This window comes from Brevundimonas sp. KH_058 (genome assembly GCF_057838505.1).
This window is the reverse complement of record NZ_CM174469.1, coordinates 3073931-3091337: the sequence shown is the minus strand read 5'-3', so window position 1 is coordinate 3091337 and position 17407 is coordinate 3073931. Positions and strand designations below refer to the sequence as shown.

General features: G+C 66.0%; 9 protein-coding genes. 7 read left to right on the top strand and 2 right to left on the bottom strand.

The window, feature by feature from the left end; all coding sequences use genetic code 11:
• Positions 1-16: 16 nt before the first annotated feature.
• Together tatB and tatC are read left to right on the top strand one after the other, a co-directional pair.
• A complete protein-coding gene (gene tatB, locus AC3ISA_RS15280) occupies positions 17-586 on the top strand; it encodes a Sec-independent protein translocase protein TatB (RefSeq protein WP_489178549.1) in 570 nt (189 codons plus the stop codon).
• Positions 583-1473 (top strand): twin-arginine translocase subunit TatC, encoded by an 891-nt coding sequence (gene tatC, locus AC3ISA_RS15275; protein WP_489178548.1) that lies wholly within the window; start codon positions 583-585, stop codon positions 1471-1473. The genes tatB and tatC overlap by 4 nt, the downstream gene beginning before the upstream one ends.
• Positions 1474-1571: 98 nt before the next feature.
• On the opposite strand, the gene glnA is transcribed toward tatC, so the two are convergent.
• On the bottom strand, positions 1572-2978 hold the full coding sequence (gene glnA / locus AC3ISA_RS15270; protein ID WP_372693719.1) for a type I glutamate--ammonia ligase: 1407 nt from the start codon (positions 2976-2978) through the stop codon (positions 1572-1574).
• An 83-nt stretch (positions 2979-3061) separates the two neighbouring features.
• Positions 3062-3400, bottom strand: coding sequence for a P-II family nitrogen regulator (locus AC3ISA_RS15265; protein WP_008261682.1), 339 nt, complete (start codon positions 3398-3400; stop codon positions 3062-3064).
• A 24-nt stretch (positions 3401-3424) separates the two neighbouring features.
• On the opposite strand from AC3ISA_RS15265, the gene AC3ISA_RS15260 reads away from it, so the two are divergent.
• From AC3ISA_RS15260 to AC3ISA_RS15240, 5 genes are all read left to right on the top strand, one after another.
• Positions 3425-4336 (top strand): NAD(P)H-hydrate dehydratase, encoded by a 912-nt coding sequence (locus AC3ISA_RS15260; protein WP_489178547.1) that lies wholly within the window; start codon positions 3425-3427, stop codon positions 4334-4336.
• Between the two features lie 213 nt (positions 4337-4549).
• Positions 4550-12754 carry an Ig-like domain-containing protein gene (locus AC3ISA_RS15255; RefSeq protein ID WP_489178546.1) on the top strand — a complete coding sequence of 2735 codons (8205 nt, stop codon included), beginning with the start codon at positions 4550-4552 and terminating at the stop codon, positions 12752-12754.
• A complete protein-coding gene (locus AC3ISA_RS15250) occupies positions 12751-14028 on the top strand; it encodes a TolC family protein (protein WP_489178545.1) in 1278 nt (425 codons plus the stop codon). The genes AC3ISA_RS15255 and AC3ISA_RS15250 overlap by 4 nt, the downstream gene beginning before the upstream one ends.
• Positions 14028-16154, top strand: a complete 2127-nt coding sequence (locus tag AC3ISA_RS15245) for a type I secretion system permease/ATPase (RefSeq protein ID WP_489178544.1) — start codon at positions 14028-14030, stop codon at positions 16152-16154. The genes AC3ISA_RS15250 and AC3ISA_RS15245 overlap by 1 nt, the downstream gene beginning before the upstream one ends.
• Positions 16147-17337, top strand: a complete 1191-nt coding sequence (locus AC3ISA_RS15240) for a beta-barrel domain-containing protein (protein ID WP_372693709.1) — start codon at positions 16147-16149, stop codon at positions 17335-17337. The genes AC3ISA_RS15245 and AC3ISA_RS15240 overlap by 8 nt, the downstream gene beginning before the upstream one ends.
• The last annotated feature ends 70 nt before the right edge of the window (positions 17338-17407 follow it).

Here is a 17407-nt window from a genome sequence, read left to right as displayed (position 1 = left end):
CTGTAAGGGCTGACGCATGGGCGGGCTCGGCCCCGGTATCGGGGGCTTCGAATTAGTGGTGATCGGTCTGGTGGCCCTGCTTGTTGTGGGGCCAAAGGATCTGCCTGTTCTGATGCGTCGCGTCGGTCAGATGGTCGCCAAGGCGCGCGCCATGGCTAACGAGTTCCGCTCCAGCTTCGACGAGATGGCGCGTCAGTCCGAGCTGGACGACCTGCGTAAGGAGGTCGAGGCGCTGCGGACGGGGCAGGGGGCCATGTATCCCCTGGGCGCCGAGGCGGACGCCGCCTTCAAGGACATCAACGCCGGGCTGAAGGCGCCGACGCCCACGGCCGCTCTGCCTGCACCTGAGCCGGATGCGCCGGTCATGACGCCGGTCGCCGATGAATGGCCGGATACGCCGGCTGAGCCCGTCGCGGAAACGAAACCCAAACGGGCGGCCGCGAAGGCGAAGTCGGCGACGACCGCCAAGGCCTCGACGACCAAGCCGCGCGCACCGGCCAAGCCCAAGGCGGCAACACCCGCCGCCAAGACCATGCTTGCGGCCGCCAAACCCAAGACCCCGCGCAAGAAGGCCGCTGACCTGTGACGTCTCCCGATCGTGACGAGGCCGAGATCGAGGCGTCGCGCGCGCCCTTGATGGATCACCTGATCGAGCTGCGTGGGCGGCTGCTGATCTGTGTCGTGGCCTTCTTCCTGGCGTTCATCCTCTGCTTCGCCTTCGCGAATCAGATCCAGATCGCCCTGATCAAACCCTATCAGGCGGCGGTGGCGGTTCACGCTGCGGCCATGGCGTCGGGCGGTCACGCCAATCCTCTCGAACTGATCGCGGTGATGACGGGGCTGAAACCCTATCCGCCGGGCAGCGCCGCCGTCGTCCAACTGATCGCCACGGCGCCGCTGGAACAGCTGTTCACAAAGATGAAGATCGCGGCCTTCGGCGCGGCCGTCCTGACCTTCCCGGTCATGGCCTGGCAGATGTATCGCTTCGTCGCGCCGGGCCTTTATCGCAACGAGCGCGGGGCCTTCCTGCCGTTCCTGATCGCCGCGCCGGTCATGTTCTGCCTGGGCGGAGCGCTGGTCTATTATGTCATGCTGCCCTTCGTCATGCTGTTCTCGTTGAGCCAGCAGGTAGCCAGCGACGGCATTTCCGTGGCCCAGACGACCAAGATTTCCGACTATCTCAGCCTGGTGACATCGCTGCTGCTGGCCTTTGGCCTGTGCTTCCAGTTGCCGGTCGTCACGACCCTGTTGGGCCTGGCCGGGCTGATCAACTCAAAGGTCATGGCGTCGGGCCGCCGCTACGCCATCGTCGCCGTGGTAGTGGTCGCCGCCGTGGTCACGCCGCCGGATCCGATCAGCCAACTGATGCTCGCCGTGCCCCTGGTCATCCTCTACGAGGTCTCGATCTGGTGCGTGCGGCTGATCGAGCTGCGCCGCAAGAAGGCCGACGATCTGGAAGCTGAACTCGCCTGAGACGACGACTACTTACGGCTTGGCAGCTTCGATAGTGCGGACATGAAAAGGGCCGGGGATTGCTCCCCGGCCCTTTGTCGTCGCGGCCGATCTGACGATCAGCAGCTATAGTACATGTCGAACTCGACCGGGTGCGGGTGCAGTTGCAGGCGCATGACCTCTTCCATCTTCAGCTCGATGTAGCTGTCGATGAAATCGTCATCCATGACGCCGCCCTTCTTGAGGAAGGCGCGGTCCTTGTCGAGGTTTTCGAGGGCTTCACGCAGCGAGCCGCAGACCTCGGGGATGGAGCCGCGCTCTTCCGGCGGCAGGTCGTAGAGGTTCTTGTCGGCGGGCGCGCCCGGATCGATGCGGTTCTCGATCCCGTCCAGACCGGCCATCAGCAGGGCGACGAAGGTCAGATAGGGGTTGCCCATCGGGTCGGGGAAACGGGCTTCCAGACGCTTGGCCTTGGGCGACGAGACGTGCGGGATACGGATTGAGGCCGAGCGGTTGCGGGCCGAATAGGCCAGCTTGACCGGGGCTTCATAGCCGGGGACCAGACGCTTGTAGCTGTTGGTGGTCGAGTTGGCGAAGGCGTTGATGGCCTTGGCGTGCTTGATGATGCCGCCAATGTACCACAGGCATTCCTGCGACAGGCCGGCGTACTGGTCGCCGGCGAACTGGGGCTTGCCGTCCTTCCAGATCGACATGTGGACGTGCATGCCCGAGCCGTTGTCCGCGAACATCGGCTTGGCCATGAAGGTCGCCGACTTGCCATAGGCGGCGGCGACGTTGTGGATCACGTACTTATAGAGCTGCAGCCGGTCGGCCATGGTCAGCAGGTCCGAGAACTTCAGACCCAGTTCGTGCTGGGCCGGCGCCACCTCGTGGTGGTGCTTCTCGGGCTGAAGGCCCAGGTCGCGCATGACGCCCAGCATTTCGCCGCGCAGGTCCTGGCCCGAATCGACCGGGTTGACCGGGAAATAGCCGCCCTTGGCGCCGGGGCGGTGGCCCATGTTGCCTTCGGTGTATTCGGCGTTGGTGTTGGCCGGCAGTTCCGTCGAGTCATACGAATACGACGTGTTGTGCGGCTGGGTCGACCAGCGCACGTCGTCGAAGATGAAGAACTCGGCTTCCGGGCCGAAATAGACCACGTCGCCCACGCCCGACGATTGCACGTACGACAGCGCCTTCTTGGCCATCGAGCGGCTGTCGCGGTTGTACGGCTCGTTGGTGTCCGGGTTCAGCACGTCGCAGAACAGGAACATCGTCTTCTGCTGGTAGAAGGGGTCGATATAGGCCGTGGTCAGGTCCGGCTTCAGCAGCATGTCGGACTCGTTGATGGCCTTCCAGCCGGCAATGGACGAGCCGTCGAACATCGTGCCTTCGTTCAGGAAGTCCTCATCGACCAGGTCGATATCGAAGGTGACGTGCTGCAGGCGGCCGCGCGTGTCGGTGAAGCGGACGTCCACATACTGGACCTCCTCATCCTTGATCTGTTTGAGGATCTTGCTGGCGCTCATTCTCGGAAGTCCTGTTTCTTGGCGTTTGGGGAGGAAACCGGTCAACGACCCGAGGGGCCGAGGGCCGGGGAGGGTGGTCGAACTCAGACGGCCTGGGCTCCGGTCTCGCCGGTGCGGATACGGATCACCTCGGCGACATCGGACACGAAGATCTTGCCGTCGCCGATCTTGCCTGTGCGGGCCGAGGTCTGAATGGCCTCGACGACGGCGGGCGCGAGGTCGTCGGCGACGACCACCTCGATCTTGATCTTGGGCAGGAAGTCGATGACGTATTCGGCGCCGCGATACAGTTCGGAATGACCCTTCTGGCGACCATATCCCTTGGCCTCCAGCACAGTCATGCCTTGTACGCCCACGTCCTGGAGCGCCTCTTTGACGTCATCCAGCTTGAAAGGCTTGATGATGGCTTCGATTTTCTTCATGGCGACCCCTGAGCGGCGCACGGAATGCAGCGGCGCTCGGGCCCAAATGGGACACAGCAAGGGCGTTCAAAGCAAGCGATTTTCGCAGAAAAGCCACGGATAATCGGAACGCGGATGATAGAAACCAACGACCCGGCGATCTGGCGCAATTTTCTGCCTTGGCCGGGCGCGGAAACGCACAAGCATACGCGGGGCCGCTTGATCGTCGTGTCGGGAAAGGCGCATCAGACGGGCGCTGCGCGGCTTGCGGCAAGGGCCGGGCTGCGAATGGGCGCCGGCGTTGTGCGAATCCTGTGCCCGCCTGACGCCGTCGCCGTCATCGCGCCGGCGGTCCAGGCGATCATGCTGACGCCGTTCTCTTCACCTGAAGTCTTAGGTCGTGAAGCCGTCGGAAGCGACGCCGTCGTGATCGGACCGGCGGCAGGACTGGAAGACGCGACGATCGCCAACATCCAGGCACTGGCATTGAGCGGCGCTGTGATGGTGATCGACGCCGACGGCCTGTCGGTGTTCAAGGGCCGAACCGCCGAACTGTTCGCCGTCTTGGATTGCGACGACATCCTGACGCCGCACGAGGGCGAGTTCGAGCGGCTGTTCCCAGGCCTGCTGGCCCAAGGCCGCGAAGCCGCCGCCATCGAAGCCGCGCGCCTGACCCAGGCAACCATCGTCCTGAAAGGCGCTCAGACGATCATCGCGTCAACTGACGGACGCGTCCGTCGAAACGAGAACGGCTCGGCCTGGCTGGCGACGGCAGGAACCGGCGATGTCCTGGCCGGGATGATCGGCGGACTGGCGGCCCAGCGCATGGACAGTTTCGATGCGGCGTGCGCGGCGGTCTGGATCCATTCCGATGCGGCGGAGCGTTTTGGGCCAGGATTAACCTCTGAAGATCTCGGTGATGTCCTCCCAAAGGTACTATCGTCATTGCTCCGATAGCTGCATTGGACAAATTTGGCGCTAAAAAATGTTTCCTGAACATTAACGACGGCAGCCGTACCGATCCTCAGTATTCCTACCGAAGACGGCTGGAAGAAGCCCTGACCAAATGAGGTTGGGAGCCTTCCCGTTGCTGTTCACGCGGTAATGGGTCCGACGCGCCAGCGGACGGATATTGCGAAGGTTTCTCGACCTGATGGGAGAGGGAAGCCAATGCAAGACGCCGCAGCCAAGCCGCTCGATATCGCCGCCAAACTTACGCAGGATCCTCGTGAGGCTCGGTCCGCGCCGGTGATGGAGGCCAGGGGCGTTCTGGATGTTAGCCAGGCGAAGGATGTCTACCTCGATCTTCACCCGTCTGACGTTGCGAGCCTGATTCGCCAGGGCGGTGATCTGGTTCTGATGACCGCCGACGGACAGATGCTGCGTCTCGAGGGGTTCTTCGACGGCGTGTCGGTGCGCAAGCTTTTCCTCGAAAGCGATGATGATCGGCAGGTTCTTGTGGAAACGGGAACCGCGGTATCGGATGGTCCGCTGACGCTGGCGTTCTCCCCTCAACCCGAACTGTCGCCCTTCGTCAGTCTGACGGATACCAGCGCTGCAGGCGCGGCGGGTGGAGGCATGGGGGCGGGCGTCCTTCTGGGCGGTCTGGCAGGCGTGGCCGGCTTGGCCGCCGCTGCGGGTGGAGGCGGTGGTGGTGGCGGAGGTGGCGGATCGGTATCGCCGCCCGCGCCTCCCGCTGACACGACCCCGCCGGTCGCGGCCACCAATCTGGTTTTCAATGCGTCCGGATCGACATTGTCCGGATCGGGTGAGGCGGGGACGACCGTAACCGTGCGCAACGCGGCTGGCGTGGTGATCGGCACAGGGACCGTTGCGGCGAACGGGACCTTCACCGTCACCATGCAAACGCCTTTGACCAATGGCGAGCCTGTGACGGTCGCCCTGACCGATACTGCGGGAAATGTGTCTCCCAACGTTGGAGCGACCGCGCCGGATCTGACCGCGCCCGTGGCGCCGGGACAGGTGGATGTCTCAGATAATGGCGGTGCGGTCACCGGCACCGGCGAGCCGGGCGCCAAGGTGACGGTCACGGGGCCGGGCGGCGACACCATCGGCGCGGGCGTGGTGGGGGCGGACGGGACTTTCACGGTCGCGATCCAGCCCGCTCTGACCAATGGCGAGCCTGTTTCGGTGACCCTTACAGATGGAGCGGGAAATACGTCGTCGCCGGTGACGGTCGCCGCGCCGGATCTGACCGCGCCCGTGGCGCCGGGACAGGTGGATGTCTCGGACAATGGCGAGGCTGTCACCGGCACGGGCGAGCCGGGCGCCAATGTAACGGTCACCGGGCCAGGCGGCGGCACGATCGGCACGGGTGTGGTGGCGGCGGATGGTAGCTTCACGGTCGCGATCCAGCCGGCTTTGACCAACGGCGAAACGGTTCGCGTGACCCTGGCGGATGCGGCAGGAAACACCTCTCCCGCCGTGACGGCGGATGCGCCCGACACGACCGCACCGGCGGCGCCGTCAGGTCTGACCATCAGCGATGACGGGACGTCGATCTCGGGTTCGGGCGAGGCCGGGGCGACCGTCACCGTTCGCGGACCCGGTGGTCAGGTCGTGGCGACGGGTACGGTGGGCGCGGGCGGGGGCTTCACTCTGCCGTTGACGCCGCCGCTTGGTAACCAGGAAACGGTGGTCGCCGCCCAGACCGACGCTGCGGGCAATGTTTCGCCGAATGCGACCGCGACGGCGCCCGACCTCGTTTTGCCGGGAGGTCCTCAGGGGCTCGATGCGCCGACCGTTCTGATCGGCGAGGCGGCGGACGGCGTCAACGCCGTGGAGCTGTCCGACGGCATTCAGGTGCGTGTCATCCTGACGCCGGGAACCCAGACGGGCGACCGCATCGTCTTGACGGTGACGGGATCCGACGGCGTCAGCGTGCAGCACATCGTCACGGTTCAGGACATCGAAGGGGGGGCGGCCGTTCTGGTCCTACCCGCAACCCTTGCCGACGGCGCCTATACGGTGACGGCGGTGATCGACGACGGCGCGGGCAAGGCCTCTGCACCATCGGTCGCCGTGGGTTTCCTGGTGGATACGACGACACCCGCGCCTGTCATCGTGACGGCGAACGGCGCTGGAGTGTCCGGCAGCGCCGAGGCTGGCGCGACGGTCGTCCTGCTGGGAGCAGATGGCGCGCCGATCCTGACGACGGGCGGAACGCCGATTTCCGTGGTCGTGGCGGCCGATGGGACGTGGACCGTTCCGGGGGCGGCGGTTCCTGGCGGGCTAGACGGCTTTCAGGGCTCGGTTCGGGCGACAGATCCGGCGGGAAACACGGCGTCGACCACCCTCGGGCCGATCGACGGATCGACCCCCGTCCCGGTCATCACGGGCGCAAACGGACTGGGTATTCAAGGCACGGGCGAGGCCGGCGCGACGATCGTCTTGCTGAACGATGACGGCACAGCCGTTCAAGGCCCCGGCGGGCTTCCCGTGACGGCGGTCGTGGCCGCCAATGGCGTATGGACCATTCCGGCGTCTACGGTGCCCGGCGGGTTGAACGGATTCGAAGGGGCCGTTCGAGCGACGGATCCCGCGGGCAATACCGCCCAGGCGGACGTCGGCCCGATCGATGGGTCGGTGACCCTTTCGATCAATATCGATTCTGTCACCGGCGACAATCTGATCAACCTGGCCGAGGCGAATGCTGCGACGGTCGCGGTGACGGGCTCGGTCTTCGGCGACTTCACGACGGGCGCCGTGGTCACGGTTACCCTGTCGAACGGCGCCAGCCGGATCGCGACCCTGGACGCCAATGGCATATGGACGACTGCCTTTACAGGCGCAGAGCTGGCGGCCTCGACCTCTGTCACCGTGTCGGTCGTCGCCGCCGACACATCGGGCAATCCGATCTCGGTCACGGACGCCCAGCCTTACGGCGTGGATATCACGCCGCCGTCCGCTCCGATCATCGTCGGAGCCAATGGAGCCGGCATCCGGGGCACGGCGGAAGCGGGCGCAACGATCACCCTGCTGGATGCGGGCGGCGCTCCCGTGACCAACAGCGCGGGTGTCGTCATCAGGGTGGTTGCCGACGCCAACGGCGCCTGGACCCTGCCGGGCGCGAGCGTGCCGGGCGGGTTGAACGGCTTCATCGGTTCCGTCAGCGCGACCGATCCGGCTGGAAACAGTGCGGCTTCACCCGTTGGACCCGTGGACGGGATCACGCAGCAACCGACCCTGACCCAGGCAAATGGCGTGGGCCTGGAAGGAACGGCCGAGGCGGGTGCGACCATCGTCCTCTTGGGCGCCAATGGCGCGCCTGTGCTGGATACGGCGGGCGCGCCGATCACCGTGGTGGCGAACGGTTCGGGGGCGTGGACGATCCCGGCCGCCAGCGTGCCGGGCGGGCTGAATGGCTTTACTGGCTCCGTTCAGGCCACCGACCAGGCGGGCAACAGCGCGGCCGGCGCGGTCGGACCGGTGGACGGCGTCACGCCGCCGCCGGTGATCGTCGCCGCGAATGGATCGGTCCTGACAGGCACTGCGGAAGGTGGGGCGACCCTGACCTTGTTGAATGCCGCCGGAAGCCCTGTGCTGAGCGGCGGCGTCGCGGTGACGGTCGTGGTCTCGGCCGACGGAAACTGGTCGATCCCCAGCAGCGCCGTGTCCGGCGGATTGAACGGTTTCACCGGATCGGTCTCCGCAACCGACCCGGCGGGCAATACGGCGGCGACGCCGGTCGGACCGATCGATGGGACGGTCAACCTGACCCTGTCGATCGACGCCGTGACGGCGGACAATGTTCTGAACGGGGCCGAAGCGGCTCAAGGCGGCGTGACTGTGCGCGGGGCGGCCCTGGGTGAGTTGGCGCCCGGCGACACGGTTCGGGTGCAACTGTCCACCGGCGTGTTCCAGACCGCGACCATCGGCGCCGGCGGCGTCTGGTCCGTGGTGTTCTCCGGCGCGGAGTTGGCCGCCGCCAGCAGCGTGACCGCCTCGGCGACCGTTCGCGATACGGCGGGCAATACGACTACGGTGACAGATGTTCAGGCCTATGTCGTCGATCTGACGACGCCGGCGCCGGTGATCCTGATCGCGAACGGCCAAGGCCTTTCGGGGACCGCAGAGGGTGGGGCGACCATCGTCGTTCGGTCACCTGGCGGCATTCCAGTCGCGACGACGACGGCGGATGCGTCCGGCGCCTGGTCGATCCCCGCTTCGTCGGTCAATGCGTCGCTGAACGGCTTTACGGGTTCGGTTCAAGCGACCGACGCGGCGGGCAATACGGCCGCCACACCGATCGGTCCAATCGATGGCGCCGTCAACCTAATCATCACCGTCAATGCCGTGACCGCGGACAACGTCATCAATATCGCGGAATCGGCCCAAGGCGCAGTGGCGGTGACGGGTGTGGTGGCCGGCGAATACCGTGTGGGCGACGCGGTTCTGGTGACCTTGGCGGACGGCTCCACGCAGAGCGCTGTTCTCGGTATTGGCGGGACTTGGAGCGTCAGCTTCCCGGGAGCCAATCTCGCGGCATCGGCCGGCCTGACCGTCGCCGTGACGACCACCGATGCCGCAGGCAATACGGCGACCGTCAGCCAGCAACACGGCGTCGGTGTGGATACGCTGGCTCCGTCGGCGCCCTCGATCTCGGCCGCTGGGGCCGCAGGTCTGGCGGGCGCGGGCGAAGGCGGCGCGACGATCCAGCTGTTGGACGGCGCGGGTAATCCTGTCGTTGGCGCATCAGGTCAGCCGATCACCGCCCAGGTTGGTGTGAACGGACAGTGGTCGATACCGGCGTCGGCCTTCCCCGGGGGCGCCGTTTCCAGCGGATTCTCCGGTCAGGTCAGGGCTGTGGATCCGGCTGGAAATGTGTCTGGCAGCACCCAAATCCCTGCGATCGATCTGACGCCGCCCGACGCGACGACGACCAGCGTTTTGATCGGCGTCATCGCGGGTGACGACATCGTCAACCTCGCCGAGTCGCAGTCGCCGGTCTCGGTCACCGGTCAGGTTTCCGGCGAGTTCCGCGCCGGGGATGTCGTGACGGTGACGGCGGGCGCAGCCTCAGTGTCCACAACGGTAGGGGAGGATGGCCGCTGGACGGCCGCCTTGCCGGGGTCGGCGCTGACGGGCGGCGCGGTCCAGGCTACGGTCCAGGCCAGCGACGCCGCCGGCAATATCGGCTCCATAACGGCCACGCGCGGCTATGTCGCCGATCTTGTCAGCCCCGGAGGCGCGACGGGAACGGATGCGCCTGTGCTGACGATCTCGGCGGCGGCGGATGGTCTGATCAATCCGGTCGAACTGGCGGCCGGCGTCGTCGCCAACGTCGCTCTTACGCCATCGGCCCAGGCCGGGGACACGGTCACCCTGACCCTCACTGTCGGCGGGGTCGCACAGACGTTCAGCGCCGTTTTGAGCGCCGCGCAGGTGACGGCCGGACGTGTCGATCTTTCCCTGGGCTCGGGCCTGGCGGACGGCGCATACAGCGCTGTTGCCGTGATCCGCGACGCCGCCGGCAATGTGTCGGCGCCGTCGTCTGCCGTGGTCTTCAACGTCGATGCGATCGCCCTGTCCGTCAGCGGCGTTACGGCCTCGGTCGCTGAGACGGCTCTAGGTCTTGCCGCCACGGGCGTCATCGCCATCAATGGTGAAACGGGAAGCGCGACCATCGCGCTTCAAGCGCCGACCCAACCCCTGACATCAAGAGGTGTGGCGGTCACCTGGATAACTGAACCCTCGGGCGCGCTGGTCGGTTCGGCGGCAGGGCGCGAGGTCGTTCGCGCTACCGTGAACGCCTCCGGCGGTTACAGCGTCACTCTTCTGGACGGTGTGGACCATCCGGCCGGCGGCGGCGCCAATACGATCCAGTTGCCTATCGGAGTCGTCGTCACAGACAGCACAGGCTCTGCGACAGGAACCATCGCCCTGACCATCGTCGACGGCGCCCCGCAGATGGCGGCTCCGGTGTCGCTGACGCCCGGCCAACCGGGGATCATCGTCGGCAGCCTGGTCCAGAGCTTCGGCGCGGACGGTGGAAGCCTGGCTTCCGTCACCATCGACGGGCGCGTCTTCACCTACAATGCCGCCACGGACACGATTTCGGTGGGCGGTTCGTCGACCACGATCAGCGCCTATTCCGTGAATGACGGCGTCTTGTCGGCGACCACCCTGCGCGGCGAGGCCATCACTCTGGACTTCGCTACCGGCGCCTATCGCGTGGAGGTGACCGGCGTGTCGTCCGGGCCAGCGACTGCTGCCGCTCCAGAAGTGGCCTTGGGGGGCGGGGAAGGATTGTTGGGACTGGTCAGCGCGGATGCCTTGGGTCTGATCCAGCTAGGAGAGCAGCAGTTCTTCGCCGCTTCGGATGCCAACAACAACATCACCGAAGTCGTGGTGCGCTACTCCGCTGCTGTGAGCATTGGCGCGCGGTTCTTCGGTTTCTCGACTGCGCTGGCGACGGAACTGGGCCTGGAGGTGACGCCGGCGAATACCAACTTCATCTCATCCTCGTCGCAGCTGACCATCAAGGCGATCGGCGGCGGTGAGATCGACAATCTGAAACTCAACGAGTTCCTTGGGTCGATCACGTTCGATGGAGGGCTGTCGAACCTTCTGAGCCTGAGCATCGGTCAATCGCTCAGCATTACGGCGACCGATGCCAATCAGACGGTGGTGCAGGAGGTGGAAACCAATCTGGCCGACCTAGGGGTGCTGGCCGGATTGCTGGGCAGCGCTGCGCCAAGCCAGATACTGAACGGTACGGCCGGCGCCAATACGATCACGGCATCCGATGTCGGGACGGGGGCGGCGCTGGACAACCGTCTCTACGGCTTTGACGGGGACGATACGCTGAATGGCGGGCTGGGCAACGATCTGTTGCGCGGCGGGCAGGGCGCCGACACGCTGAATGGCGGATCCGGTAACGACCTTCTTATCGGAGGGCGAGGCAACGATACCTTGAGCGGCGGAACAGGTCAGGACCTGTTCCGGTGGGAGCGCGGCGACGAAGTGACGGGCGCCGGGATAGCGGCGGACATCATCACGGACTTCGGTGCGTCTAGCCTCACGCTCGGCGGCGACGTCCTGGATCTGGCAGGACTGCTGCAGGGCGAAGGACGGATCGGGACCAATCCCGGCAACCTGACCAACTTCATCCATTTCCAGAAGGTCGGCGCCGACACCCTGATCCAGATCAGCACGACGGGCGGCTTCGTGGGTGGATTCGGGTCTGCGACGGCCGGCGTGGCCAACCAGACGATCCTGTTGAGGGGCGTCGATCTGACTGCTGGGTTCGGTTCGGATCAGGCGATCCTGACCGATCTGCTGGAGCGGGGTAAACTGGTGGTCGATCAACTGACCGCGCCGGCCCCGACATCCGATGTCCTGACGATCGGCGGGGTGGCGGTCGATGGCGATGGTGACAACGGCGCGACCTCGCTGACCATCGATAGCTCGGGCGTACAGCCGGCGCCGGCCAATCCGGCCAATGTCGCGCCTGTGGTGGAAGCGCAGGCCGAGGCCCTGCTGGGCGTTCTCGGCCTGGGCGTTCTGGGCCTGAACCTGGGACAGCAGGATCTGTTGGCGGCGGACGCCAATGGCAATCTGAGCCGGGTCGAGGTCGAATATTCGCCGCTGGTCGCGTTGAACTTGTCGCCGTTGAGCTTCGGCTATTCGGCGGCGCTGGCGGCGTCGTTCGGTTATCAGGTTCAGGTGACGGAGTCTGCCGGTCTGCTCGGCATCGTCGCCCCGACGGCGCGGATCAGCGTCACAGCGCTGGACGGCGGCGTGCTGGACAATGCCGAGGTGAACCAGTTCCTGGCCACCGTCCATTTGACCGACACCTCCGGGGCCTTGCTGAGCAGCACGTTGCTTAGCGCAGGACTTCTGAACGCGCTGACCATCACCGCCGAGGACGCCCAAGGCCTGAGCAGTTCGGTGGTGGTCGGGTCTGTCGTGGACGTGAACCTGCTGAACAGCCTGGACGAAAACGGCAGCGCCACTCTGCTGAACGCAAGCGTTTCGGCGGAAGCGACTGATGCGGATCAGGTTTCGATCTTGGATCATCACGCGACAGCCGGATGGACCAGTGACGACCTGGTGGCGGCGCCCCAGGAGATCCAGACGTTCGGCAGGCCGGAAGGGCATTGGGACAGCGGTGGCGAAAGGGCAGAGGTCATACTGATCGACGACGGGATCGACCTGACGATCACTCAAGCCATGATCGCGGCCTTTGTCGAAGATCACCACGAGCTCAACATTCCCGGTGGACAGGCCGACGCCCTGAATGTCGCCGGCTCGGCCTTTTCGGGGGCGCCGGATACCGCGAGCTACATCGACATCGGCGCCATCGCGCCGGCGCCGATCTTCGACGAGGAGGCCGGTACGGTCCACGCATGAGGGTACGGGGGGAGCGGCTCCGGCGGCCCCTGGTCGCCGGAGCGATCGCAGGACTGTGCTGGGTCGCGACATCGGCCTGGGCCGGCGCGTCTCTGGACCAGGCGGTTTTGCAGGGGGTGCTTCGACATCCGCAAGTGCGGGCGGCGGAGGCCGAGGTCGCCATGGCGACGACCGAAGTGGCGATGACGCGCAACGCCTATCTGCCCGCCGTGGGCGTGTCGGCGGGACCTGCGGCGCCCGGCCTGGGCTATGACGTCAACCTGTCGCAGACGGTCTTCGACTGGGGTCAGACCAACAGTCAGGTGGATCAGAAACGGGCTCAGTTGGCGCGACAGCAGGCCAACCTTCAGGTCGTTCGAGACGATGTCGCGCTGGAGATCGTCGAGGTCTATCTGGATGTCGCCAGCCGCAGGGCGCAGCTTTCTCTCGTGGACAGCTATCTACAACGGCTGGAGGCCCTGTCTTCGATGGCTCAGACGCGGGTCGAGGGACGCTACTCCGACCAGGCCGAAACCGGCCGTGTCGCCCTGGCCGTCGCCACCACGACGGGCATGAAGGCGCGGCTGATGGGCGAGCTGGCGGATGCGACCAGTCACTACGCCCTGCTGGTTGGCGAACCATCGGACGGACTGCGTTTGCCAGACCCACCGGAGTTTCTAGAGGCCCTGCGCAAGGACGACGGGCTGGATGCGGCCATCGTGACCGCGCCGATCTATCGCCGCGCCAGGCTGGCCGTCCAGGCGGCGGACGCAGTAGTGCGCGAGGCCAAGGCGTCGCGGTTTCCCCGGCTGGCGGTGGAAGGATCGCTTCAGCGTCGGGAGATCGGCGGTCGAATGGTGGACGACAGCGCAGTGGGCCTGCGGCTGCGGTTCAATACCCAACAGGGCCTGTCCGCGCTGCAGCGGCCCGCATTGGAAGAACAGCGCCGGGCCGCCATCGCCCTGGAAGCCGAAAGCGTCGCACGCGATCTGAAGCGCACGGTGGAATCCCTGGCGGCACAGGATGGCGCGCTTGATGGACGGATCACAGCCCTGTCGGATCAGGCCGCTCAGTCGGAAGCGGTGCGCGAGGTCTATCGCGAGCAGTTTCTGGTCGGCCGCCGCGACATCCAGGATCTCGTCATCATGGAAGGCGAACATTTCGAGGCCGAGCGCCAGGTGATCGAACTGACCATCGACAGACTGCGGCTTCAGTACCGCGCCGCCGCCCAGCTGGGCCTGCTGACGCCCGCCCTGTCCGGTGACGAGATGCAGCAGCCGACGGAGATCTTCTGATGATGCAGGCCGAGCAGCGATCCGATCCGTTGCGTGAGGGGCTAAGTCTGCTGGCCTTCGAACTGGGGCGTCCGGCGTCTGCGGCCCAGATCGGCGACGGCCTGCCGCTGGAGGACGGCCGTCTGCCGATCGAGCATATCCGCAAGGCCATGCGTCGCGCAGGCCTGTCGGCGCGAGCAGTCGCCGTGTCGGTCGACGAGGCGCCGCAAGGGCTTTTGCCCGCGTTGCTACTGATGGTTGACGGCGAAACCCGCGTCCTGATCTCGCGCGAGGGCGACGAGGCGGTGGTGTTGCTGCCGGAGACAGGCGGCGGGCAGGAGCGGGTCAGGCTGGACCTATTGCGCCAGGCGCATAACGGCCTGATCGTCTTCGCAAGGCCGGTCTACGAGGGCGACGACCGTGCGGGCGCCTACGCCAAACAGACGCCGCGTCATTGGCTGCGTGGGGCGGTGACGGAAAGCTGGCCCGCTTTTGTGGAGGTGGCGGTGTCGGCGGCCTTCGCCAACTTCCTGGCCATCGCGACCTCGCTGTTCGCGATGCAGGTCTATGACCGTGTGGTCCCGACCTCCAATTTCAACACCCTTTGGGTGCTGGCCAGCGGCGTGACGCTGGCGGTGGTGGCGGAGCTGTTACTGCGGCTGCTGCGCGCGCACCTGCTGGACGTTACGGGCAAGCGGCTGGATCTGAAGCTGTCGTCGCGCCTGTTCGAACAGGTGATGGCGATCCGGCTGTCGGCCAAGCCGGGATCGACCGGCGCCTTCAGCAGTCAGGTGCGAGAGTTTGAATCAATCCGGGAGTTCTTCACCGCCTCGACGGTCGCCGCCATTAGCGATGCGCCCTTCATCCTGGCCTTCATCGGGGTGATCGCCCTGTTGGGCGGCCCGGTCGCGCTGGCGCCGGCGGCAGCCGTTCTGCTGATGCTGATCCCGGCCTGGCTGTTGCAGAAGAAGCTGGGGGAGCTGTCGCGCGCCAATCTCCGCGAAGGGGCGGTGAAACAGGGACTGTTGCTGGAAACCGTCGACAATCTGGAGGCGGTCAAGGCGACGCGAGCGGAAGGGCGCAACCTGCGTCTATGGGACATGCTGTCGGCGCAACTGGCTGAATCCGGGGCCAAGACGCGGTCGATCTCCACCACCCTCAGCTATTCGGCGGCGGCGGCCCAGCAACTGGCCTATGTCGGGGCCGTGGTGATCGGCGTCTATCAGATCGCCGCCGGCCATATGACCATGGGCGCGCTGGTAGCCTGTTCGCTGTTGGTGTCGCGCGCCATTTCTCCGACGGCGCAGTTCACCGGAATCCTCGCACGCTGGCAGCATATCAAGATCGCGCTCGAAGGGCTGGATCAGTTGATGAGCGCGCCGGTCGAGCGGCCGACGGACCGACAGTTCACCCGTCGCCCAGACATTCGCGGGGCCTTCGTTCTGCAAGGGATCGAAGTGCGGCCAGCGCCGGATGCGGCGCCGATCCTGAACCTGCCTGCGCTGACGATCGCCGCCGGGGACCGTATCGCCATCATCGGCGGCAACGGGGCGGGCAAGTCCACCCTGTTGCGCATCCTGTCGGGCATCGGAGACCCTACTGCTGGACAGATATTGCTGGACGATGTCAGCCTGTCGCAGATCGAACCGTCGGACCGGCGCAAGGCCATCGGCTATCTGCCCCAGGATTCGGCGCTGTTTCACGGCACGCTTCGCGACAACCTGGCGCTGGACGGAGCGCGGCATGCGGACGCCGAACTTCTGGAGGCGCTGGATGCCGTTGGCCTGGGCGCCTTCGTGCGAGCGCATCCGCGCGGATTGGATCTGCCGATCATCGGCCCTCAGACGGTATCCGGCGGACAAAGACAGGCCATCGCCCTGGCGCGGCTGCTGCTCCAGGATCCTCGGATCGTGCTGATGGACGAGCCCACGGCGGCCTATGACCAGACTAACGAGCGGCGGGTGGTCGATTTCCTGAACGACTGGTCCAAGGGACGCACTGTCGTGGTGGCGACGCATCGGCGCGCCGTTCTGTCGCTGGCGAACCGGGTTCTGGCGCTGTCCGGCGGACGGCTGGCGGGCGACGGTCCCAATACGCCGATGCCGATCTCGGCCGAAAATCCGAGCGTGAGGAAGATCCATGGCTGATTCTCTTCGGGTCGAACGGCGGCTGAGGCGGGCCCTGGCGGAAGGGCGCGACGGTGAGGCCCATCCCGCCGCGCGGCCTGTGCTATGGGTCTGCGTCGCCTTGGTCGCGGTCTTCGGCCTGTGGGCTTCTTGGGCGACTGTCGATGAGGTGGCGAGAGGCGAGGGGCGGGTGGTGCCCAGCAGCCGCGTTCAGGTGATCCAGAGCCTTGAAGGCGGGATCCTGCAGGACCTGCTGGTCAGGGAGGGGCAGATCGTCGAGGCAGGCCAGCCGCTGGCGCAACTGGACAGCAAGCGATTCGAATCCTCGACACTGGAGTCGGGCGCCCAGGTTACGGCCCTCAGTGCAGCGATCGCACGGCTGGAGGCCGAGGTGCTGGGCGCATCGACGATCGACTTTCCCGCCAGCATTTCACACAACGATCCGGTGATCGCGTCCGAGCAGGCGTTGTTCAGGGCGCGCAGGCAGAACCTGAACGCCACGCTGCAGGCCCTGGTGCAGGAGACGGCCTATTCGCGTCGTCAGCTGGAAATGGTTGAGCCGCTGGCGGCGCGAGGCGTCGTGAGCGAAGTCGAGGCTCTGCGGTTGGGCAAGGATATCGCGGGCCTGACCGGTCGCCAGACCGAGGTGCGAAACACCTATATGCAGGAAGCCTATGCCGAGCTGGCCGCGAAGAAAGCTGAGCTGGCCGCCCAATCGCAGATCTTCAATCAGCGACGCGATCAGCTGGATCGGACCCGGCTGGTCGCGCCGGTTCGTGCACGGGTCAACGACATACTGGTGACGACGCGCGGCGGGGTTCTTCAGCCCGGCGAGGCGATCATGAAGCTGACGCCCATCGACGATCAGTTGCTTGTCGAGGCGCGCGTCCTGCCGCGCGATGTCGCCTTCATCAGGCCGGGCATGCCGGCGCGGGTGAAGATCACGGCCTATGACTACACCGTCTATGGTGACCTTCCCGCCGTGGTCGAGCAGATCAGCGAGGATACGCTGGAAGAGGACACCCCGCGCGGCAAGGTCTCCTATTACAGCATCCTGGTGCGGACCGACCGCGCCTATCTGCAACGCAACGGCCAGAAGCTGCCCATCCGGCCCGGCATGGTGGCGGAAGTGGATGTGCAGTCGGGACAGAGGACGGTCCTCAACTACCTGCTGAAGCCGCTGATCAAGGCGCGTCTGACCTGAGCCCCACGTAGAACCTGGGGTGGAGCAAGGATTGGTACTGAGTAGCGGCCCGCATGACGCCATCGTCTGA